20 protein-coding genes are annotated in these 20471 nt (G+C 46.1%); 15 read left to right on the forward strand and 5 right to left on the reverse strand.

What is annotated here, in order from left to right:
- Positions 1–4 precede the first annotated feature (4 nt).
- Positions 5–1309 carry a sensor histidine kinase gene (locus tag AOU00_RS14060; RefSeq protein ID WP_069290849.1) on the reverse strand — a complete coding sequence of 435 codons (1305 nt, stop codon included), beginning with the start codon at positions 1307–1309 and terminating at the stop codon, positions 5–7.
- A 211-nt stretch (positions 1310–1520) separates the two neighbouring features.
- Between AOU00_RS14060 and AOU00_RS14065 the strand changes: the two genes are divergently transcribed.
- The 10 genes from AOU00_RS14065 to AOU00_RS14110 all read left to right on the forward strand — a co-directional run bounded on the left by AOU00_RS14065 (position 1521) and on the right by AOU00_RS14110 (position 12583).
- The gene (locus AOU00_RS14065) at positions 1521–2774 is read left to right on the forward strand and encodes a cation:dicarboxylate symporter family transporter (RefSeq protein ID WP_061831913.1); all 1254 of its coding nucleotides are present in this window, start codon (positions 1521–1523) and stop codon (positions 2772–2774) included.
- 257 nt (positions 2775–3031) lie between these two features.
- The gene (locus tag AOU00_RS27540; protein WP_069290850.1) at positions 3032–4543 is read left to right on the forward strand and encodes a methyl-accepting chemotaxis protein; all 1512 of its coding nucleotides are present in this window, start codon (positions 3032–3034) and stop codon (positions 4541–4543) included.
- Between the two features lie 130 nt (positions 4544–4673).
- On the forward strand, positions 4674–5036 hold the full coding sequence (locus AOU00_RS14075; RefSeq protein WP_061831915.1) for a DUF1304 domain-containing protein: 363 nt from the start codon (positions 4674–4676) through the stop codon (positions 5034–5036).
- Between the two features lie 157 nt (positions 5037–5193).
- On the forward strand, positions 5194–6813 hold the full coding sequence (locus tag AOU00_RS14080) for an ABC transporter substrate-binding protein (RefSeq protein ID WP_069290851.1): 1620 nt from the start codon (positions 5194–5196) through the stop codon (positions 6811–6813).
- Positions 6814–6885: 72 nt separating this feature from the next.
- Positions 6886–7836, forward strand: coding sequence for an ABC transporter permease (locus AOU00_RS14085; protein WP_069290852.1), 951 nt, complete (start codon positions 6886–6888; stop codon positions 7834–7836).
- A gap of 4 nt (positions 7837–7840) precedes the next feature.
- On the forward strand, positions 7841–8686 hold the full coding sequence (locus AOU00_RS14090; RefSeq protein ID WP_069290853.1) for an ABC transporter permease: 846 nt from the start codon (positions 7841–7843) through the stop codon (positions 8684–8686).
- Between the two features lie 75 nt (positions 8687–8761).
- Positions 8762–9799 carry an ABC transporter ATP-binding protein gene (locus AOU00_RS14095; protein WP_069290854.1) on the forward strand — a complete coding sequence of 346 codons (1038 nt, stop codon included), beginning with the start codon at positions 8762–8764 and terminating at the stop codon, positions 9797–9799.
- Entirely contained in the window at positions 9786–10754 is a 969-nt protein-coding gene (locus tag AOU00_RS14100) for an ABC transporter ATP-binding protein (RefSeq protein WP_069290855.1), read from the forward strand. Before AOU00_RS14095 ends, AOU00_RS14100 begins: the two co-directional genes overlap by 14 nt.
- A gap of 49 nt (positions 10755–10803) precedes the next feature.
- The gene (locus tag AOU00_RS14105; protein ID WP_069290856.1) at positions 10804–11262 is read left to right on the forward strand and encodes a hypothetical protein; all 459 of its coding nucleotides are present in this window, start codon (positions 10804–10806) and stop codon (positions 11260–11262) included.
- A 490-nt stretch (positions 11263–11752) separates the two neighbouring features.
- Positions 11753–12583, forward strand: a complete 831-nt coding sequence (locus AOU00_RS14110) for a TolB-like translocation protein (protein ID WP_069290857.1) — start codon at positions 11753–11755, stop codon at positions 12581–12583.
- Positions 12584–12622: 39 nt separating this feature from the next.
- Here the strand turns inward: AOU00_RS14110 and AOU00_RS14115 are convergent, their stop codons facing one another.
- From AOU00_RS14115 to AOU00_RS14125, 3 genes are all read right to left on the reverse strand, one after another.
- Positions 12623–13099 (reverse strand): L,D-transpeptidase, encoded by a 477-nt coding sequence (locus AOU00_RS14115; protein WP_023986571.1) that lies wholly within the window; start codon positions 13097–13099, stop codon positions 12623–12625.
- 453 nt (positions 13100–13552) lie between these two features.
- Positions 13553–13723 carry a helix-turn-helix domain-containing protein gene (locus AOU00_RS14120; protein WP_237166185.1) on the reverse strand — a complete coding sequence of 57 codons (171 nt, stop codon included), beginning with the start codon at positions 13721–13723 and terminating at the stop codon, positions 13553–13555.
- On the reverse strand, positions 13720–14052 hold the full coding sequence (locus tag AOU00_RS14125) for a hypothetical protein (protein WP_069290858.1): 333 nt from the start codon (positions 14050–14052) through the stop codon (positions 13720–13722). Before AOU00_RS14125 ends, AOU00_RS14120 begins: the two co-directional genes overlap by 4 nt.
- 280 nt (positions 14053–14332) lie before the next feature.
- On the opposite strand from AOU00_RS14125, the gene AOU00_RS14130 reads away from it, so the two are divergent.
- The 4 genes from AOU00_RS14130 to AOU00_RS14145 all read left to right on the forward strand — a co-directional run bounded on the left by AOU00_RS14130 (position 14333) and on the right by AOU00_RS14145 (position 18170).
- Positions 14333–14890 (forward strand): GNAT family N-acetyltransferase, encoded by a 558-nt coding sequence (locus tag AOU00_RS14130; protein ID WP_069290859.1) that lies wholly within the window; start codon positions 14333–14335, stop codon positions 14888–14890.
- A 250-nt stretch (positions 14891–15140) separates the two neighbouring features.
- A complete protein-coding gene (locus AOU00_RS14135) occupies positions 15141–16439 on the forward strand; it encodes an ABC transporter substrate-binding protein (RefSeq protein ID WP_069290860.1) in 1299 nt (432 codons plus the stop codon).
- Between the two features lie 38 nt (positions 16440–16477).
- Positions 16478–17350, forward strand: coding sequence for a carbohydrate ABC transporter permease (locus AOU00_RS14140; RefSeq protein WP_061830759.1), 873 nt, complete (start codon positions 16478–16480; stop codon positions 17348–17350).
- Positions 17340–18170: a carbohydrate ABC transporter permease gene (locus AOU00_RS14145; protein ID WP_013308340.1), complete on the forward strand. Its 831-nt coding sequence runs from the start codon at positions 17340–17342 to the stop codon at positions 18168–18170. The genes AOU00_RS14140 and AOU00_RS14145 overlap by 11 nt, the downstream gene beginning before the upstream one ends.
- Positions 18171–18180: 10 nt before the next feature.
- Here AOU00_RS14145 and AOU00_RS14150 read toward each other — a convergent pair whose 3' ends face one another.
- Complete coding sequence (locus AOU00_RS14150) at positions 18181–19017, reverse strand: helix-turn-helix transcriptional regulator (protein ID WP_069290861.1); 837 nt, start codon at positions 19015–19017, stop codon at positions 18181–18183.
- A gap of 138 nt (positions 19018–19155) precedes the next feature.
- Here AOU00_RS14150 and AOU00_RS14155 point away from each other — a divergent pair, with 138 nt between their 5' ends.
- Positions 19156–20442 carry a Gfo/Idh/MocA family protein gene (locus AOU00_RS14155; protein ID WP_069290862.1) on the forward strand — a complete coding sequence of 429 codons (1287 nt, stop codon included), beginning with the start codon at positions 19156–19158 and terminating at the stop codon, positions 20440–20442.
- Positions 20443–20471: the final 29 nt, after the last annotated feature.

Consider the following 20471-nt stretch of genomic DNA (forward strand, 5'->3'; position numbering starts at 1 on the left):
CGGGCTATCTTCCTTTCTCCGTCAGTTTCCGTAAAGGCAATGTAATTCTAAAAGTGGTCTGTAATCTATCTGTATTCTCTTCTTCATCCTGTTGCAGTTCAATCGTTCCTCCAAGGCTCTCCGCGACCTCACGTACATAAAACAATCCCATACCGGTCGACGGCTGTCCTTCCTCATCATACTTGGTCGTATACCCCGGTGTGAAGACCATTTCCCGTTTACGCTGAGGAATACCCGGCCCGTTGTCGGTGACAATAAAGGTTACTACATCCTCTTTTCCCGCTTGAAAGCGAATGGAAACGTCAATCCTTCCACTGTCCTTCATTGCTTCAACTGCATTGGCTGTCAGGTTATTAATAAGTGTCAAAACGGTATAAACATGCAGCTTGGGTAACAATGGATCGACATCTAGGGTAAAACGAATAGACTTGTCCAGCGATTGCGCGTATTTGCTGTTCGTTCGGATGATTAGCTCCCCAAGCTCTTGAGAAGCCATGTAATGCACTCCGCTTTCGGCATCAATCAGCTTGGACAAACCAGCAAAAATCCGCTGGCTGTCTTTTTTGATCTCGTGGACCTGTCCGGAAATACGAAGTGCCTGTCTGGCGTAATGGTCTCTGTCCTTCAGAGACTCATCCTGCTGCAGCTCACGGTACAGCTCGTAGCTTTCACGAGTGATTTGTTCTGCATGTGACAGCGTTTTGCCTAACTGGACCGACTCCTCATACAAGTCCGATACAAGGAGTAAAATTCGCTCCGTCTGCTGCCTTTGTGCCTCTTCATGCTGGACCGATTGATTTAACCGAATCATATTATAAAACCCAAGCACGAAGAAGCTGCGGATCATAGCCATGAAAGCTACTTTGCTGATCTTAATGATGTCCCAGAAATCGCCGTCTATGCTCCACCGGACGCTAAGTTCCGACACACTTGCGGCAACCTCAATCCCTACAGAGAGGATGCCCACGCGGAGTGCGCGGTAAGGCTCAGCATTAATGTTAAGGACCTGGAAGAGCAGGCCGTAGACCATGTAATAAAAAAAAGTAGGGCCGTGCAGTGTCAGCAACTCTTCGAAGGGAAGGCCGGGCTGAGAGTAATGATTGAGTAAGATGCGAAAGGCGACTACCGCTATCCCTGCAAGCACTCCCGATAATGCAGGCGGAATATGACGAATAGATAACAGAAAGAAAAAAAATACAGGTGTACCAAAGCTGAGACGAAATGTATTAGCGAACGGGTGAATATTCAGCTCACCTGCGAGCGGTACAAATACAAGCATGAGCAGGAAAAGGAGCGTATTCAACTTCATCTATATTCACCTCCTGGGTATTCAGTCAGAAAGGCAATGTGAGCTAAATTCACAGGCTCGCCGTTAAAGTTTGTGAATTTATAGAAAAAAATAAATGCAGCTGTAGATAATTGTCGTTTTTTATAGATCAGATTGTAGTATAAATAACATCATTTGAATATTAAGAACAGCATACTGCAAAAATATACAAATCAGCCAGGGGGGACGCGAAGTGAAAAAGATTAATTTGACGATGCAAATCTTTATCGGTCTGGCTTTAGGTATTATTATTGGTGCCTTATTTTACGGCAATTCAGGGGTGGAAGTCTACTTAAAACCAATCGGTGATATTTTCATCCGCTTGATCAAGATGATTGTCGTGCCTATTGTGATCTCAACGCTCATTATCGGCGTAGCCGGCGTCGGAGATATGAAGAAACTGGGTAAACTCGGCGGAAAGTCTATTCTGTACTTTGAGATTGTAACGACAATCGCCATCCTTTTCGGACTGCTTGTTGCCAATCTGGTTCGACCGGGTGACGGCGTGGACATGTCCCACCTGGCCAAGAGTGATATCCATTCCTATGTGGAGACTGCAGAGAAGTCAGGCCATAGCTTTATAGATACGATTGTGCATATTGTTCCTACCAATGTTATTCACGCCCTGGGCGAGGGAGATATGCTGGCTATTATATTCTTCTCCGTACTGTTTGGATTAGGGGTAGCGGCGATTGGTGACAAAGGCAAGCCTGTGCTGAATTTCTTTGAAGGCGTAGCCGACGCCATGTTCTGGGTAACCAATCAGGTCATGCGCCTGGCTCCGTTCGGTGTATTTGCCCTGATTGGAACGACAGTGGCTAAGTTTGGATTGGCCTCGTTATGGCCTTTATTGAAGCTTGTTTTGTCGGTGTACGGCTCCATGATACTGTTCATTGTGATTGTTTTTGGAATTATCGCCAAGCTTTGCGGTACCCGTCTCTGGACCATGGTTAAAATATTGAAAAGTGAGCTGCTGCTTGCATATTCGACGGCCAGTTCGGAAAGTGTTTTGCCTAAGATCATGGAGAAGATGGAGAAGTTCGGATGTCCTAAAGGAATTACGTCCTTTGTCATTCCGATTGGGTATTCTTTTAATCTGGACGGTTCCACCCTGTATCAGGCACTGGCTGCGATTTTCATTGCCCAAATGTACGGAATTGACCTGCCAATCACGACACAAATCACGCTGGTGCTAGTTTTGATTATTTCCTCCAAAGGTATTGCAGGGGTGCCAGGTGCTTCCTTTGTCGTTTTGCTCGCTACACTTGGAGCAGTGAACCTCCCGCTGGAGGGGTTGGCTTTTATTGCTGGTATTGATCGCATTCTGGATATGGCGCGTACGGTAGTCAATGTATTAGGTAACTCGCTTGCCGCTGTGGTCATGTCCAAATGGGAAGGCCAATATGATAAAGAAAAGGGCGAGGAATACGTTGCTTCAATTAAATAAGATGCAACGAACTGAATAATTGCCAGAAAGAGCACTTTTGCGAAGTAATGCGAAGGTGTTCTTTTCATTTCCAGACTTATTAAGACCTTTCCTTTTTCGACATTTTTCGATGTTTTCTGTATGAATATATAGGTATATGGACATAAAAATGATTCTTATTACCTGTGCAATTTTAGATTTATTTATAATGATTCTTAATAAAATTCCGATATTAAACTATATCGTTTTATATATTGGCTTAGAAGGGAAGAGCATATATGTTTCTTAAAAAAAATGAGACCCACTCACTTGCTCCTTTAGTAGAAGAAAGCCGCAAACTTTCACAAAGAATACAGCAGAAGGATTATTCTGCCGCAATACAAGTTTCATCCAAATCTTCCGAGGTTCAAGAAATCGCAAACAATGTAAACCAAGCGCTTGAGTCCATGAAAAATGATGCTCAATATGTTGACATCCGTCTGAAGCTTGTTACCAAGGCTATAGAGATTGGCTTATGGGACATGGAGGTGGTTGCGGGTGATCCCGTCAATCCAAGTAATACGTTCACATGGTCAGAAGAATTTCGTGCTATGCTGGGGTATCAGAGCGAAAAGGACTTCCCCAATGTATTAAACAGCTGGGCATCCCGGCTGCACCCCGAAGATCATGACAGAGCATTGACCGAATTGTCGGATCATTTGCTGGATTTTACGGGCAAGACGCCTTATGACGTACAGTATCGTTTGAAGCTGAAGCATGGAGAATACCGCTGGTTCCGGGCTACCGGAACGACGATCCGCGATCAGCAGGGAGTGCCGCTTCGGATTGCGGGCGCTCTATTGGATGTGCACGACCAGAAGATTAAGTCCGAGGAGCTTCAGGCTCTAGTTACAAGATATGATCTCATCAATCGTGTTTTGGTGGAGGCTCCATATGACGTCATTCTGGCTGATGGAGATATCGAGAACCCGGATAATATATTTTGGTGGTCCCAGCAATTCCGCCACACCTTGGGCTTTAAGGATGAGCAGGACTTCCCGAGTGTACTAAGCAGTTGGAGCTCGCGTATACATCCTGACGATGCCGAGCATGCGTTTAAGGCTGTAGTTGACCATTTAAATGACTATTCAGATCGTACGCCATATGACATGGTATGTCGCTTGCAAAGTAAAAATGGCGAATATCGCTGGTATCAAAACAGTGGAAGAAGCATACGCGATAGCAAGGGAGTGCCTATTCGTATTGCGGGTACCATTCGTGATATTACTGTCGAAAAGGAAAAGCAGGCTGTCGCGGATGAGCTGACGCTCAAAATTCAGCATCTCTCCGATTCCATTACGGAAATGGTGAACGGCGTTAACTCGGTTAGTAACCAGGCGCAGGAGCTGGCAACGGCTCAGGAGCAATCGACAGAGGCAGCGAATCAAGCCAAAGTCAGTGCAGAAGAGACGCAAAACATTTCCAACTTCATTAAAGAGATTGCGAATCAAACAAATCTGCTGGGTCTGAATGCCGCCATTGAGGCATCGCGTGCGGGCGAGCAGGGGCGGGGGTTTGCGGTAGTTGCAGATGAAGTGAGAAAACTCGCCATACACAGTGCTGATGCGACCGGAAATATCGAGACTAGTCTGGACGAAATGAAGACACTCATCGAGCGGATTTTGCACAATATCGGTAATATGTCTACGCTGACACAAACACAAGCCGCGCTAACGCAACAAGTGAATGCATCTACAGACGAGATCAACAGCATGTCCAAAGCTTTGTTGGATTTTGCAAGAACGATGTAAGGCTTCATGTAGAAATGAGGCCGGGCCTTAGGCTCGGTCTCTTTACTGTTTTTGGAAGATGAACTATACTTTTCGAGGATAGATCTAAAAATCACCTCATAGTAACTTTATGTGGAAAAGAGGAATATACTTGAGCTTACTTAGTTCAATATTGGTCGGAATTGTAGCTCTGGAGCATGTGTACATTCTAATATTGGAAATGTTTCTGTGGACGACTCCGCGGGCGATGCGTACGTTCGGCACCTCGAAGGAGCTGGCGGAAGCAAGCAAATCCTTGGCTGCAAATCAGGGGCTGTACAACGGCTTTTTGGCAGCCGGATTGGTGTGGGGCTTGTTCTATCCGGATACTGTATTCGGGCGGCAAATCCAATTATTCTTTGTCATTTGTGTGGTAGTGGCTGCGTTGTATGGTGCATTAACTGCCAATAAGTCTATTTTATTAAAGCAAGGCCTGCCTGCCATCCTGGCACTAATCAGTTTGTGGATACTCTAAAGACACCCTTAACGGGTGTCTTTTTTCTAGATTCGATCACATAATGTCTGGAATGCTAATGACAAGGGGAATAAACAGTTTTTGACCGATTGTAAATCCGACTATTCCGATTTATAATAAATTTATTACATACTAAGAGGACACGGGGGCTAGAGCGATGCGTCGTAATTTGACTGGTGTATTGGTATTTATTGTATTGATGTTGGTTGTAAGTGCATGCTCCGGCGGGAATTCTGGATCTACGTCTGAGACGAATGGGAATACACCCAGTACAGCTACCACAACAGCTGATAACGGACAGCCTAAAGATGGCGGCAGCCTGATCATTGGCGTACAAGCTGATCCGGTGGTGCTGAATCCGAATTATGCGGGTGATCGGGTAAGTCTGACGATAGATCAGGCGATATTCGCACCATTGTTTCAAGTGAACAATGGCAAAAAGACATTTTATTTGGCAGACAGTCTGACTCCTTCAGCAGACAAGCTGACTTATACACTAAAACTGAAAAAAAATCTGACTTGGCATGATGGCGAGAAGCTGACAGCTGACGATGTTGTTTTCACCATTAACAAAATTTTGGACGAGAAGCAGCACAGCTTTTTGAGAAGTAATTTTATGGTTAATGGAAAACCGGTTCAGGCGAGCAAGGTTGATGATACAACGGTGGATTTCAAGCTTCCTCAGCCAGCTCCTGCTTTTGAGGCAGCACTGGTACAGGTATCCCCGATTCCGAAGCACATTTTCGAGAATGAAGCGGATATTGAGAAAAGCACAAAAAACAACTCTCCGATTGGATCTGGTCCTTTCAAATTTAAAGAGTACAAAACCGGTGAGTACGTTACACTCGAACGGTTCGATAACTATGTTGGCGGAAAGCCGCATCTGGATTCAGTAACATACCGGATTGTTAAAGATTCAAATGCTGCGAATTTGGCCCTTCAAAATGGTGAGATCAATGTAAACTATCTCGATCCGCAAAATGTGGAGACCATTAAAGCAACAGATAAGTTTGACATTTTCCCTTACAGCGAAGGTCGCTTGGCTTATCTGTTGTTTAATGAAAACAGTGATACAAAGCAGTTGAACAAAAAAGAAGTACGGCAGGCGCTTTCTTATGCATTGAATCAGGATGAATTGATCCAGGTATCCTATGGCTCCAAGGATTATGCAGATACTGCGAAATCTGCTCTGACACAGGATGTACTGTATCACACGAACGACGTTGCATTTTTCAATAATGATGTGAACAAGGCAAAAGAGCTGCTGAAATCGGCTGGAGCTGAAGGACTGAAGCTGCGCATTATCATACCGGGCGGCAACAAGGTTCAGGAAGCACAAGCGCTGTATATTCAGCAGAAGTTCAAGGATATTGGCGTTCAGCTGGATGTGAACAGCATGGATTCCTCGGCATGGTCGCAAAAATTCGTCGATACGAATGCCAAGGACTTCGATCTGGCGATCAGCGGCTATATCATGGGGTATGATCCTGACGCGTATCGTATTTTGTATAGCACCGGATCATCTTCCAACTATTCGCATTATTCAAATAAAGAAGTAGATAAGCTGCTGGAAGAGGGCGCGGGTGAGTCGGATACGACTAAACGTGGAGCAATTTATAAAAAGGTACAAGAGCTGCTGGCTGAGGATGCTGTTATCTACCCGATTGCTTACACCAAGACTATTGTAGCCTTCGACAAGCAGTATGGTGGTATTGATCAGGCTGTGTTAAAGCCGGTCGTGATTTTCGAGGATTTGTCCAAAATTTATCACAAATAAGACAGGGTTTTCAAAAATAAGCTGGGTTAACCAGCTTATTTTTTTCGAAAACAGCAAGGGGAAGGGAAACGTATGAGACAACTCATCGCCAGAAGGTTGCTGCAAGTTATACCGATGCTATTTTTTGTGTCCATCGTCTGCTTCGGCTTGATCAAGCTGGCTCCAGGTGATCCGGTTCTCTCTTTTGTTACACCGAATATGCATCTGGAAGACATTGAACGAATGAGGCATAGCTTGGGGCTGGACCAGCCTGCTTATATGCAGTACATATTATGGCTTAAAAAAAGCCTAACGGGCGATCTCGGCTACTCGCTAATTAATCACCAGCCCGTGCTGGATCAGATTCTCGATCGTCTCCCGGCTACAGCCGGGTTAATGGGCGCATCCATCATATTGGCTGTGCTGATTGCAATTCCGCTCGGTTTGACGGCTGCGGCTAATCGGAATCGCTGGATCGACAAGCTCATTAATCTGATGTCGTACATCGGAATTTCTGTTCCGCTATTTTGGCTCGGTATTTTACTTATTTATTTGTTTGCGATTTATCTGCATTGGCTTCCGAGTACAGGAATGCGTACCATCGGTACGGACTCGGTGCTAGATGTAATCAAGCATGGGATTTTACCATGTTTTGTACTGGCCTTCGGCTTTCTGTCTGTGTATGTGAGATACATCCGTTCCAGCACGATTACGCAGCTCAAGGAAGAGTATGTGCAGATTCAATACGCGTTCGGATCTGGAAAAAGACTGGTTTTGTTTCGACATGTGCTTAAGCATGTGCTGTTGCCCATCATTACGCTGCTCGGAATGTCGGTTGCGGACCTGGTGGCTGGAGCCATTGTGACGGAGACGGTATTTTCCTGGCCGGGCATTGGCTCGCTGGGCATGACGGCGGTAAAAGGGATGGATTATCCCGTCATCATGGGGATTACTTTATTTTCCGCTCTGCTGCTGATCCTGGGTAATCTGCTTGCAGATATCTTGTATAGCATCGCGGACCCGAGAATTAAATCAACGAGGTGAATTCATGAATCGGAGCAAATGGCGCAACATCGGGATCGAGCTGATGACGAGCAAAATGGGCGCCGTCGCCCTCATACTATTGATCGTATTCTCGCTGGGGGCGATTTTCGCATTTTTATCGCCGCAGGACCCGAATAAGTTGAATGTGCTGGAGCGTCTCCAACCGCCGGGAGCGGCACACTGGTTTGGGACGGATGATTATGGGCGGGACTATTTTACAAGAGCACTATACGGCGGACGTGTATCATTGCTGGTAGGCTTCGCGTCCATGATTATTGCGACCAGTATCGGTGCAGTGGTGGGGATTGTGAGCGGGTATTTTGGAGGATGGATCGACAATCTGCTTATGCGGGTTTTGGAGCTGATCATGTCAATTCCGTCTTTCTTGGTTATTTTGCTGCTGAGTGTGTTTTTGAAGCCGGGCGTCGGTAATATCATCGTCATTATCGCACTGCTCATGTGGATGAACATTGCCCGGGTGGTCCGTGCAGAGACAATGACGTTGCGCGAACGGGAGTATGTACTATACGCCAAAGCTTCGGGACAAAGCACGTTGGGTATTATTATGAAGCACATCGTACCGAATCTGATTCCGGTAATTATCGTAGGGGCGACGAACAATATCGCTTCAGCGATTATGATGGAATCGTCGCTGAGCTTCCTCGGCTTTGGTGTTCAGCTGCCGAACGCTACGTGGGGCAGTATGCTGAATAATGCCCAAGGATATATTGCACAGGCCCCATATATGGCATTATTCCCGGGTCTACTTATTTTACTGACTGTGTTGAGCTTTAATGTTTTGGGGGATGTGCTGCGTGTAGGCTTTGAACCCAAATTAGTAAAACGATGATTCATAGTTTTATAGATTCATAGTACAGGTCCATTACAAATGGCTCCAGGAGCGACAGGAAGGAGCGAAAACACAATGACAGAACATCTACTGTCCGTCGAACAGCTAGAGGTCTCCTTTTTCACTCGTGAAGGGGAAAATCAGGCAGTTCGAGGGGTTAGTTTTCATATTGATGCTGGAGAAACGGTAGGAATCGTAGGAGAATCTGGCAGCGGCAAAAGTGTTACAGCGAAAGCGATCATGTCGATGATTGCCCCACCCGGCAAGCGGCTGAACGGCGATATTCGTTACCGGGGACAAAGCCTGACCGCTCTGACGGAAAAGCAATGGCGCAAAATACGCGGAAACCAGATTGCAATGGTTTTTCAGGACCCGATGACCTCGCTGAATCCGGTCAAAAAGGTTGGCTATCACCTGGTTGAGGTGATTCGCAGACATCAAGGACTGAGCAAGGAAGCGGCTACGCAAGCAGCTGTAGAACTGCTGCGACAAGTAGGCATTACCGAACCGGAGCGCCGAATGAACCAATACCCGCATCAATTCAGCGGCGGGATGCGCCAGCGGGTGATGATTGCCATGGCGCTCTCGTGCAGCCCGGAGCTGCTGATTGCAGATGAGCCGACTACAGCGCTGGACGTAACGATTCAGGCGCAAATCTTGGAGTTGCTCAAGACGCTAAAGCAGCAATCCGACATGTCCATTGCTCTGATCACCCATGATCTGGGCGTCGTCGCCCAGGTGTGTAGCCGTGTCATCGTCATGTACGGCGGCATGGTGATGGAGGAGGGACGCGTGGACGATATCTTTTATCGTCCGGGCCATCCGTATACGCAGGGCCTGCTGCGTTCTGTGCCCCAGCGCACGAACGGCTTCCGCGAGCGGCTGGTGCCGATTGAGGGCACGCCGCCGGACCTGCTGAACCCGCCATCAGGCTGTCCGTTCATGGAACGGTGCCCACACGCGTTTGCCCGCTGTGTGGAGCGGCCGCCGATGGTGGAGCTGCGCCCGGATCAGCGAGCAGCCTGCTGGTTGAACGAGCCGGACGCAGTGCCTGCCGGAGTCTGCGAGACGCCGAAAGCGGGCCACGCGGAAGGAGGGAATGACGGTGAGTGAAACAAAAGATGTATTGGGTGAGCAACAGCCCTTGGTGGAGGTACACCAGCTTAAGAAGCATTTTGTGACCGCAAAGGATTTGTTAGGGCGTAGCTCTGAGGTGCTCAAGGCGGTGGATGGCGTGAGCTTCCAAATCAAGCGTGGCGAGACGTTCGGACTGGTCGGTGAGTCAGGTAGTGGGAAATCAACGGTTGGACGCTGTCTGACGCGATTATACGATTATACAGAAGGTACGGTACGCTTTGACGGTCAGGATATTTCCAAGCTGAACGACAAACAGCTCAAGCCGCTGCGTCGGCGCATTCAGAGCATTTTTCAGGACCCATATTCCTCTCTTAATCCGGGTATGAACGTGCTTGACCTGATCGGTGAGCCGATGGATATTCACAGACTGCATCAGGGCAGTGAGCGTAAGGATGCTGTAGTGGCTTTGCTTGAGAAGGTAGGGCTGAAGCGGGAGCATCTGTATCGCTACTCGCACGAGTTCAGCGGCGGGCAGCGCCAGCGGATTTCCATCGCTCGTGCTCTCTCCGTGAACCCTGAGTTCATCGTCTGTGACGAGCCGATTTCGGCACTGGATGTGTCCATTCAGGCGCAGGTCATTAACACGCTGGAGGATCTCCAGCAGGAGTTCGGGCTGACGTATCTGTTCATCGCCCATGACTTGTCGATGGTGCGACATATTTCAGACCGAATCGGTGTGATGTACCATGGGCGACTGGTAGAAGTAGCCGATGCAGATGAACTGTATGAGCAGCCCGCTCACCCCTACACGCAGGCACTGCTATCCTCCATCCCTGTGCCTGATCCGAGAGCGGTCGGAGAGCAAGGGGGACTGGGAGGAGGCTTGGCCCAACCAGACGGTTCATTAGTATGGGACAAGGATATCAACAGTGCAACCGAGCTGAGAGAAATCAGTCCCGGCCATTATGTAGCATACCCGGTTAACCTTTAGGGTTAAGAGCGGTTGTATGATGTGCATGACCCAAAGGAGGTAAAAAACGATGACTGAATCGACGAAAAGAGTACGTATTTCCCAATGGGACGCGCTCTTGCTGGAATCATTACGCTCTTTAGGCTGGTCCCAAGAGGAATTAATCCGTCGGGTGCAGCAAAATGAGCTGCCAACGGACGGACCATCCGATTTTGATTATACAGAGCTTGTCACCGGGCTGGCGTCCCAAGAGCCGGAGGTGTTTGTCAGCGCAGTAACGGACGGATATCAGATCAAGTACAATACGATCCGGGGCATTCGTTCGTGGATTGCCGTTGCGTTCGGGCGGGAGCCTGAGCTGTCACTAGAGGAAGGAAGCGAAGCCGTTACATCCGAACTGACGAAGGCTGAGTATGATCGGCTTGGGCGGGTACTGTCATTAGGTTGGGTCATCCAGGAAGTACGTCCCGCGGCGGGCGAGACTTCAGGATTATACCGAATTGTACCTGCTGCACAGATTAAAAGTTGACTTTGTAGGGCTCGCTCTGCAAAATTAACAGAAGTGGAAAATGTTCAAGGTGAAAAGGCTACAGCCGATAACTGATGTACTTAGAGAACTTTATTTGAAGTCAGGGAGTCAATGTGCTTTTCCTGATTGTGTTAAACGGATTGTGATTGTGGATATGGATTTTACTAAACTAGATAAGTAACGGTAAAGCTGGGCGGTTGCTCAGCTTTTTTCTTTATGCATGGAGTCGGTATCTCTGTAATCCCGTGAAGGCACGCTTGCCAGCCCCAATGTCGTCCAACCTTATGGCGGAATGTTTGACTTGGGATGGTCTGCTGGAGCGGGCGAAAGTATCACCCTTGCCTTAACGTTTTCCAATTGTTATGTAATTATTTTCAATAAACAAGAAACAAATTCACGATTTTCACGTCTATGTATATAGATATAGTTTTAGGAAAACATTGGATCAAGACCTGTATAACAATAATTTTTTTACAAAGGAGCAATTAAAATGAAAAATCTAAGATTAAAATACGCTACTGCTTTCCTGTCGAGTGTAGTGCTTGTGGGAAGTGTAAGTGGTTTTTCTATTGCCAATGCTAATAGTACATTACGCCCTAATACGTATGTTCAAAGTTCAGTTAATGCTGTAAATCCATCTGTGTATCAGTTCATAACTAAGTTTAAAAAGAGCGAGACCCCAAATCAGTTGATTTGGAAGGAGAACAACATTTCGTTAGTGGCAAAAAAAATTGAGCTAGAAAATGCCCCAAGTTCTGAGAAAAGTGTTATTACATCAATAACGATCAAAAAAGGAGAAAAGAGTTATACCATTAAAACAGATGGATATAATGATAAACTGCGTGATATATCGAGCGCAGTATTATCTCCTTCTAATACATGGTTGGCTATACAGGCACAGCGGAGTGCGGGAGATACGTTACTACTGATCAATCTTAAAACCGGAAAATCTACCATTGTAAATGATCTTTTAAAGGCTAAAGGCAAAAAAAATATAGAATCAATTACTGCTTATAACTGGTCACCTAAAGAAGATCAAATTGCCTTTTCGTACGGTGATACATCAAGCAGCTCCATAGCTATATATAACACAAATAAGGATGCCTTTATATATCTTCCTAGGGAAACGGATTACATCAGCACAAGTCTGATTTTATGGCATAAAAATGGGAAAAATTTAGACTATATAAGTGAGTATCCATCTGACCAAAAGAAGTTATACAGATACTCAATAGACAGCAAAAAAGTGAAACCTGTTAAAAAAATTAGCCAGAGTGAATTTCAAAAATGGTTCAAACTTGATAAATACAAAACAAATTAATACAAAAAAGGGCGAAGTTTCACCTCCGCCCTTAATTTTTTAGCTTTCGCTTATTGTGATCTTACCAGAACTACCGTTTTGCTCAAGAACTTGAATTAGTGCTCTTTGATCGCTGTTAGTAAGTCTAATGCAACCGTATGTTGGACGCAAAGGATACCATGTTAAAGATGTGCTCTTAGCAGGGTCTCCGCCATGAATCATAATTTCGTCGCGGCCATTATTTGTAGCAGTCAAGAAGTTCCCACTTACTGCTTGATTCAGCCACACCCGCTTATAAGGACCATAAGAGTAGTCAGAATCACCTTTAGCATAAACAATTGTTTTCGCGACACCCGTAGGAATGTCTGCATATTTAAGTCTCCAGTTCGTATGATCCTGACCGTTTTTTGCATCATTTGATCCACGGCCTAAAGCTTCTACAGGTCCAAATACCAAACTGCCACTATCATTATAAACTTTCAGTGTTCCTTTGTAATCTCGATTAGATGGAAAATTAGCAATAATGTGATAACCCATTGTTAAACGCCTCCATTGGTTTAGTTGAGAGTGGATTTGATGGAGTCGCTAACATCTAAATGGCTCCACATTCTTTGATGTTAGTCTTCAATTCCCTCTCACTTATGTAGGTGATTTAAGGCTGTGAATTACAACCAATCGTGAAAAATGCGAATACATAAATTTTTTCAATTCATGTACTTTGCTCGATCATCCCCTACACTTATATAGGAGTTGGGGACTGTAACTACACAACCTGAATATGAACTTTTTCTAGATCGAGAAAATCCCTCTCTAAATTTGAATAGCCCCTCTAGCTAGAATAGATACTTGGATAAACCTTTGGATTATCCTGTATAATTTAAAATTACGCTCAAGATGTGAGAAGAGTTGAGGAGTATATTCCAACTCGACCACAGCAAAATAAGCTGCCTCCGGTAGAGTAACCGGAAGCAGCTTATTGCCAAGGACTCATTATTTTTTCATGATGAACTCAAGAAGTTCAGTTTTCATACTCTGGATGGCATCCTCTTTTGGCATACAGATAAATTTACTTAATCGTTTAATATCTGGATCGAAATATTGAAAAATTGCATTCATAGCCTCTACGTCGGATTCGGTTTGGGCAAGTTCAACTAATTTCATAAACTCATCATCTGATATAAATCGTGGAGCGCCTTCTTTTTCCATTTGTTCACCGCCTGTTGTGTAATATGGAGTTCCTTGGCAACTTGTACTTCTGCTTTATCGTTTATGTAAATTTCATAGATGACCTTTTTGCCTGTCTCAGACCTTAGTCTATTAATATATGATTGCATCATTATTTTGTTATCAGACTCTTCCGAAAATGAGGTTTGAAAGAGGTTAGGCTTAAATTCTAAAGAAATTTCACGTTTCCGATTTCGTTTTGTACGATACTGCATTCTCCAAGCAATTCTATAAAGCTCGCGTCGGTAATCTTCGATAGCACCCATCAAAATTTCCTCCCCTTGCTCAAATACGTACATATAAGGTAGGAGTTCTCAAAATCAATATAACAACCAATTTATAGAATCAATTTTATTTTTTTAGCGAATATAATAAAATTTTGAATTATTTTGGAACTATTTGAAATTTCCTTGTAGAGAGCCTCTAAAATTTTGTGAAGGGTATGGGCGATATGGGGAAGCTACTAGAAGACCAAGTGAAGTCAGACGCTCATTTTTTATGCTATATTTTATACATAAGGAAAATTAGTGAGAGTTGAGGTGCAGCATGACATCAATGAATATTGTCGAATCATCTGTCAAACCAGGATTAATGGCTTTTCAGGCAAGCACTGAAGATCAGGAGCAGGTTCAGGAGTTAATTTTAAAGACGGCCAGATGGCTGCACAGCAAAGGCTCTACGCAATGGGGACGCTTACTAAAAGGAAAAGATGATCATAACCTAGGCGGCGCTATTGCACGCGGAGAAGTGGTTATTTTCCGAGCATCAGAGGATCATAGCCTGGCAGGCGCAGTGATCTTGCAGCAGCAGCCCAGTGCATGGGACCGTAAGTTGTGGGAACTAGACGAAACGGATTCTGAAGGAGGAACCTCAGTATATCTGCATCGTTTGGTTGTGGATCGCGATAGCACCGGGAAGGGGCGAGGCCGTGAGCTGATGCAATGGATTGAACGAGGCATCCACTTCACAGGCAAGGATCGAATCCGTTTAGACTGTATTGCGGGCAATGACAAGCTTAGTGAGTTTTACAGACAATGCGGTTATACGTATATAGGCGAAACGAACGGCTATAATATTTTTGAAAAGATGCTAATAAAGTCATAGAAAACGGAATCATACTGAAGGAATACGAAAGAAGGAAGCAGGTGAGCTGCATTCTTCTTTTTTTGCTGTATAGCCCTTTACTTTCCCTTGGTCGCTGTCATATCAGAGCCCCAAAAGAAAAAAATTTATATAAAAATGAAAATGGGGATATCGCGCCTCCCCCTCCTACATATGATGATAGGGAAAGTTTTGTAAGCGCTTCAAAAGAAGGATGACATACAACCATGCGAAGCTACAGGAGGCGGTTAAGGTGGACAATTACATGAGCTGGATAAAGATTGGATTTTTCCTCAGCGTTCTGTTTTTACTTGCAGCGGCATGCAGTACCTCTCCCAAAATAGAGAACACAGAAGGGCAAAAAGTGCGACTTACGATGCAGGCTTGGGGTAATCCTGCGGAGGTGAAGGTGTATCAGCGGGCGCTGGATGCATTTGAAAAGGAAAACCCAAATATCGAGGTTAAGCTGGTGCCTGTACCGGGAGACCAATATGAGCAAAAGCTGTTGACACAGCTTCAGGGAAGTCGCGGACCGGATGTGTTTTATTCGTATGAATCGACGATTGCGCGTTTGATCGGGGCGAAGCAGGTACAGCCTTTGGGTGAGTTTTTAAAAAGTGATGCGAGTGATGTGAAGGCTGAGGATTTTCCGGAAGGATTGTGGGGACCGGCAAAGCGTGATGGGGAAATTTATGGGGTCACTCCCGACTCCAACCCGATGGTCATGTATTACAACAAAAAGGTATTTAAGGAAGCAGGCGTGAAGACGCCGCAAGAATACTATGACGAAGGCAAGTGGAATTGGGACGCCTTTGAAGAGGTTACATCCAAGCTGAAGGCAGCCGGAAAGCAGGGTTATATTGCGGAAAACTGGTGGGCTCACTGGTATTCATGGGTGTGGTCGAATGGCGGTCAGATCTTTGATGAACAAGGTAAATATGTGCTGGACCACAATGAAAAGGGCAAGGAAGCATTCGGTTTTATGTACGATATGGTGAAAAAGGGAAATGCGGTATATCTCGGCTCGCTTCCCAAAGGGCAAGGGGCTGACGCGATGTTCATGTCCAATCAAGTCGGTATGCTGGCGGCGGGAAGATGGCTGGAACCCTTGTTTAGCCAAAATAAAAGCCTCGACTTCGATTATATCTACTGGCCATCTAATACCGGTAAGAATGAGCCCGTTGCCATTCCGGTTGCCTATGTAGCTGTAAACAAAAATAGTCCGCATGTGCAAGAGGCCATGAAGTTGGCAGCATTCTACGTCTCTGTGAAGGGACAGGAGGCCCGGCTGGTTGAAGGTGGGAATGCCATGGGTACGCTTGCTGCCGCAGATGAGAGCATTATGAAAAAGGCGATAATTGAGCATTCAAGCTATTTGACCGAAGGACGTAACATAGGGCATGCTCATGGATCTGCACTGGCCTATGATGCTCAGGTGCCAGGGCTGAACTCGGATATCACGGAAACCATCGACCTGATGTTCCTGGGCAAGCAGGATGCTGCGGCAACCATTGAAAAATTGAATCAGATCATATCCAAGGCGGTCAAGTAGGCACGGGATGGGCCGTGACCGGGGAGGAAGGTGACAAGATGCAGAAAAAGCATCAAGCGCTGTGGGGCTATCTATTCATTGGCCCCCAGTTTTTGGGTCTGTTATGTTTTTCGCTGTTGCCGTTGCTATATGCGCTTTACTTAAGCTTTGTAAACTGGGATGGATTTGGCGTACCCTTGTTTGTCGGCTTGGACAATTTCAAGGGCCAATTATCTGATCCTGATTTCTGGAAGGCACTCATCAATACGATGTACTATATGGTGTTGGTCATCCCGGCGGGGATTATATTGGCTCTGCTCGTAGCCATCGTGCTCAACAAAGTGAAGGGCAAGGAAATTTATCGCTTGTTCTTTTTCATGCCTGTCGTAACCAGTTCGGTATCGGTTGGTGTCATCTGGATGTGGATACTGAACGGCGAATTTGGCATTTTAAATCATCTGCTGCGAGCGATTGGGATTACAGGCCCGATGTGGCTTACCGATACGCAGTGGGTGATTCCGTCGATTGCGCTTTTGAGCATATGGCTGGGACTTGGATATAATATGGTCATTTTTCTGGCAGGACTCCAGGGTATCTCCAAAAGCTATTACGAGGCAGCCGAAATTGACGGGGCCAGCAAGTTCCAGCAGCTAAGGTATATTACATTGCCGCTGTTGTCACCAACGACCTTTTTTGTGACCATCATGATGGTCATCAGTTCTTTTCAGGTGTTCGATCAGGCGTTTGTCATGACGAATGGAGGGCCAGCCAAAGCAAGCTATACGCTGGTGTACCACATTTATGATCAGGCGTTCATTGACTTCACGATGGGAGAAAGTGCTGCGGCAGCAATGATTTTGTTCGTGATCATTCTCGTATTTACACTGCTGCAATTTAAAATGCAAAAGAGGTGGGTGCACTATGGAGATTAGTTCCAGAGGTAGGGTATTCCTGCGCCATGTGCTGCTCGCTGTCGGCTCTTTAGTCATGTTTTTTCCATTCCTGTGGACTGTTCTCAGTTCCCTGAAGGATATTTCTCAAATTTTCGTCGTCCCACCTCAATGGATTCCTGATCCGTTCGTATGGAGCAACTATCCGGCATCGCTGGAGGCAATGCCCTTCGTGCAGGCGTATATGAACAGCTTTTACATTACGGTGATCATCGTGACAGCGACACTGATTAGCGCGTCTATGGCGGCGTATGCTTTTGCTAAAATCCGATTTCCGGGCTCGAACATACTGTTTATCTTGTTCCTCGCTACGATGATGGTGCCCAAGCAGGTGACGATGATTCCGTTATATTTGGTGATGGATCGCATCGGTTGGCTGGATACACATTGGTCGCTGATCGTACCTGGAGCCTTGTTTAATGCATTCGCAGTGTTTCTGCTCCGCCAGTTCGTCATGGGTATCCCACGCGATCTAGAGGAAGCGGCGGTAATGGATGGGGCGGGCTACATTCGTATTTACTGGAGCGTCATCCTGCCACTCATTCGTCCGGCATTGGCGGCAATAGGGATTTTCACCTTTTTGGGTGCCTGGAACAGCTTTCTTGATCCGCTTATCTATCTCAATACACCGGAGAAATTCACGGTTCCGCTTTTACTTAACAATTTCAAAGGGTTATATACCGCCGATTGGTCACTGATGATGGCGGGTACCACCATTTCTGTCGTCCCGGTGCTAATCGTCTACATCATTGCCCAAAAGCAAATTATTGAAGGCATCACCTTGACGGGAATTAAGGGGTAGGGGCATCTCTCTACTCCTTTTTGTATTTTTTTCGGTACTGTAGTGGGGTGTGCCCGGTAAGGTGCTTGAATACACGACCAAAGTGAGCGATGCTGTCAAAACCCGTTTTTTCAGCAATGGAAGTCACTTTCCAGCTTGTTTCTCTTAAATACGCCCGAGCCTGCTGGACCCGCACATCCTGAAGATATTCTACTAAGGTAAAACCTGTTGTCTGCTTGAAAATACGGCATAAATACGTGCTGCTAATATAAAAATGCTCAGCCAGCCGATCTAGCGACAGGCTCTCGTCATAATGAGCATGCAGGTATGCGATGACCGAGTACACGCGCTGCTGCTTTTCGCTACGTTCCGGTGCAATGGTATCGGCAGTGGCCGATTGTATGCGCCGGATGCGGATAAGGAGCTGGAGTAGCAAGCTCTGGAGATATAGCTGGCGGTAGGCATGTTCTTGGTGGTATTCATCTAGCATTTGCCGGAATAGGTGTTCCAGCTCGCATTGTTCTTCCGCGGAGGGGCGAAGCAGAAAGCTTTTCTCTGGCAGAAGAAGCTGATTCTGATCGCTGGAGGGAGAGACGGTCATTGACGAGGCTGCAAATTCTTCATCAAAGTTAATCAAAATCCGTTCATGGCTACCGCTACCCTTGTTACTCGTACGGTGAAAATCATGTTTGCTGATCCAAATCAAATCGCCCTTCTGGAGCGCATATACCCGCTGATTAATGTAGTAGTAGCGCTCTCCTGCCAGCAAATAATAGATTTCGTGCGCTTGGTGAACATGGTCGGCGGACATGCTGAATGGCACCTTCCGCAACGCTTGCTCGATGGCAAAACGGGGTGTAGCGATCATATCGATAGTCTCCTTTAGTGAAAGAATACATAAGGATAATATATGTATATTTTACGGGAAAAATCATAATAAAAGCGAAGATTTTGCTCTTTCTTATACTATAAAATAAAAGCAATTCATGTAAAGGGTGTGAACCAATTGACTAAAATCAAATATGCACTTGTGGGTACCGGAGGAAGAGCCGAATTTTTTTACGGTGAAGTTGTTACCGTTTTCAAAGATACCTCGGAGCTGATCGCGTTCTGTGACGTCAATCAGACGAGAATGGATTATGCCAATCAGCTGCTGCAGGAGAAATACGAGCATGAGCCGATTCCGACCTATAAAGCTCACGAGTTTGATCGGATGATCGCGGAGACGCAGCCGGATATCGTCATTGTCACGACCATTGACCGGGTGCATCATCGGTATATTATCCGGGCGATGGAGCTGGGCTGTGATGTCATTTCCGAGAAGCCGATGACGGTGGATGAAGATAAATGCCAAGACATTTTGGATGCCATAGACCGCACGGGACGGAAGCTGCGCGTCACCTTTAACTACCGCTATGCGCCGCATAATACGAAAATCCGTGAGCTGATCATGGACGGAACGCTCGGAGAGGTGCTGTCAGTCAATTTTGAATGGCTGCTGAATACACAGCATGGCGCGGATTATTTCCGTCGGTGGCACCGGGACAAGCGCAATAGCGGCGGTCTGCTGGTGCATAAATCGACGCATCATTTTGATTTGATGAACTTCTGGCTTGGCTCGAAACCGGAGACGGTGTATGCGATGGGGGATCTGAAATTTTACGGACGAGAAAATGCGGAGCAGCGTGGCGTGACGGAGTTTTATCAACGGGCTTACGGCAGCAAGGCAGCGGAAAATGACCCCTTTGCGCTACACCTGGACCGTAACGAGCATCTAAAAAGCATGTATCTGGATGCTGAGCATGAGGATGGCTATGTGCGGGATCAAAGCGTATTTGGCGACAATATCAGCATTGAAGATACGCTGAGTGTCATGGTGAAGTATCAGAACAAGACGGTAATGAACTATTCGCTGAATGCTTACATGCCTTGGGAGGGCTTTATCATCGTATTTAACGGCACGAAGGGACGGATGGAAGTTCGGGTATCCGAGCAATCCTATGTTAATTCCGGTGGCAGCAAGGCAGATGAGGGTGCGCTAAAAGAGAAGACCATCACCATCTATCCCCACTTTGCAGCACCTTATGAAGTCGAAGTAGAGGAAGGCCAGGGTGGTCATGGCGGAGGAGATCCAGTTATGCTGCGTGATATTTTTGATAAGCCGGCAGAGGATCGGTTTCATCGTGCGGCCTCACATATTGACGGTGCATGGTCCATTTTAACAGGCATTGCCGCCAACCGTTCTATGCGTACAGGTCAACCGGTGAAGGTGGAGGAACTGGTGCGCTTGTAATGAGCAGTAAATGTAATACCGAAAAGCCC

Origin of the sequence: Paenibacillus polymyxa (genome assembly GCF_001719045.1) — a bacterium.
Taxonomy (GTDB): Bacteria; Bacillota; Bacilli; order Paenibacillales; family Paenibacillaceae; genus Paenibacillus; species Paenibacillus polymyxa_B.

Bases quoted from the DNA above. Each gene is read 5' to 3' on its own strand.
- AOU00_RS14060 (WP_069290849.1), bottom strand. From the start codon at position 1,309: ATGAAGTTGAATACGCTCCTTTTCCTGCTCATGCTTGTATTTGTACCG.
- AOU00_RS27540 (WP_069290850.1), top strand. From the start codon at position 3,032: ATGTTTCTTAAAAAAAATGAGACCCACTCACTTGCTCCTTTAGTAGAA.
- AOU00_RS14080 (WP_069290851.1), top strand. From the start codon at position 5,194: ATGCGTCGTAATTTGACTGGTGTATTGGTATTTATTGTATTGATGTTG.
- AOU00_RS14085 (WP_069290852.1), top strand. From the start codon at position 6,886: ATGAGACAACTCATCGCCAGAAGGTTGCTGCAAGTTATACCGATGCTA.
- AOU00_RS14090 (WP_069290853.1), top strand. From the start codon at position 7,841: ATGAATCGGAGCAAATGGCGCAACATCGGGATCGAGCTGATGACGAGC.
- AOU00_RS14095 (WP_069290854.1), top strand. From the start codon at position 8,762: ATGACAGAACATCTACTGTCCGTCGAACAGCTAGAGGTCTCCTTTTTC.
- AOU00_RS14100 (WP_069290855.1), top strand. From the start codon at position 9,786: ATGACGGTGAGTGAAACAAAAGATGTATTGGGTGAGCAACAGCCCTTG.
- AOU00_RS14105 (WP_069290856.1), top strand. From the start codon at position 10,804: ATGACTGAATCGACGAAAAGAGTACGTATTTCCCAATGGGACGCGCTC.
- AOU00_RS14110 (WP_069290857.1), top strand. From the start codon at position 11,753: ATGAAAAATCTAAGATTAAAATACGCTACTGCTTTCCTGTCGAGTGTA.
- AOU00_RS14115 (WP_023986571.1), bottom strand. From the start codon at position 13,099: ATGGGTTATCACATTATTGCTAATTTTCCATCTAATCGAGATTACAAA.
- AOU00_RS14120 (WP_237166185.1), bottom strand. From the start codon at position 13,723: ATGAAATTAGTTGAACTTGCCCAAACCGAATCCGACGTAGAGGCTATG.
- AOU00_RS14125 (WP_069290858.1), bottom strand. From the start codon at position 14,052: ATGGGTGCTATCGAAGATTACCGACGCGAGCTTTATAGAATTGCTTGG.
- AOU00_RS14130 (WP_069290859.1), top strand. From the start codon at position 14,333: ATGACATCAATGAATATTGTCGAATCATCTGTCAAACCAGGATTAATG.
- AOU00_RS14140 (WP_061830759.1), top strand. From the start codon at position 16,478: ATGCAGAAAAAGCATCAAGCGCTGTGGGGCTATCTATTCATTGGCCCC.
- AOU00_RS14145 (WP_013308340.1), top strand. From the start codon at position 17,340: ATGGAGATTAGTTCCAGAGGTAGGGTATTCCTGCGCCATGTGCTGCTC.
- AOU00_RS14150 (WP_069290861.1), bottom strand. From the start codon at position 19,017: ATGATCGCTACACCCCGTTTTGCCATCGAGCAAGCGTTGCGGAAGGTG.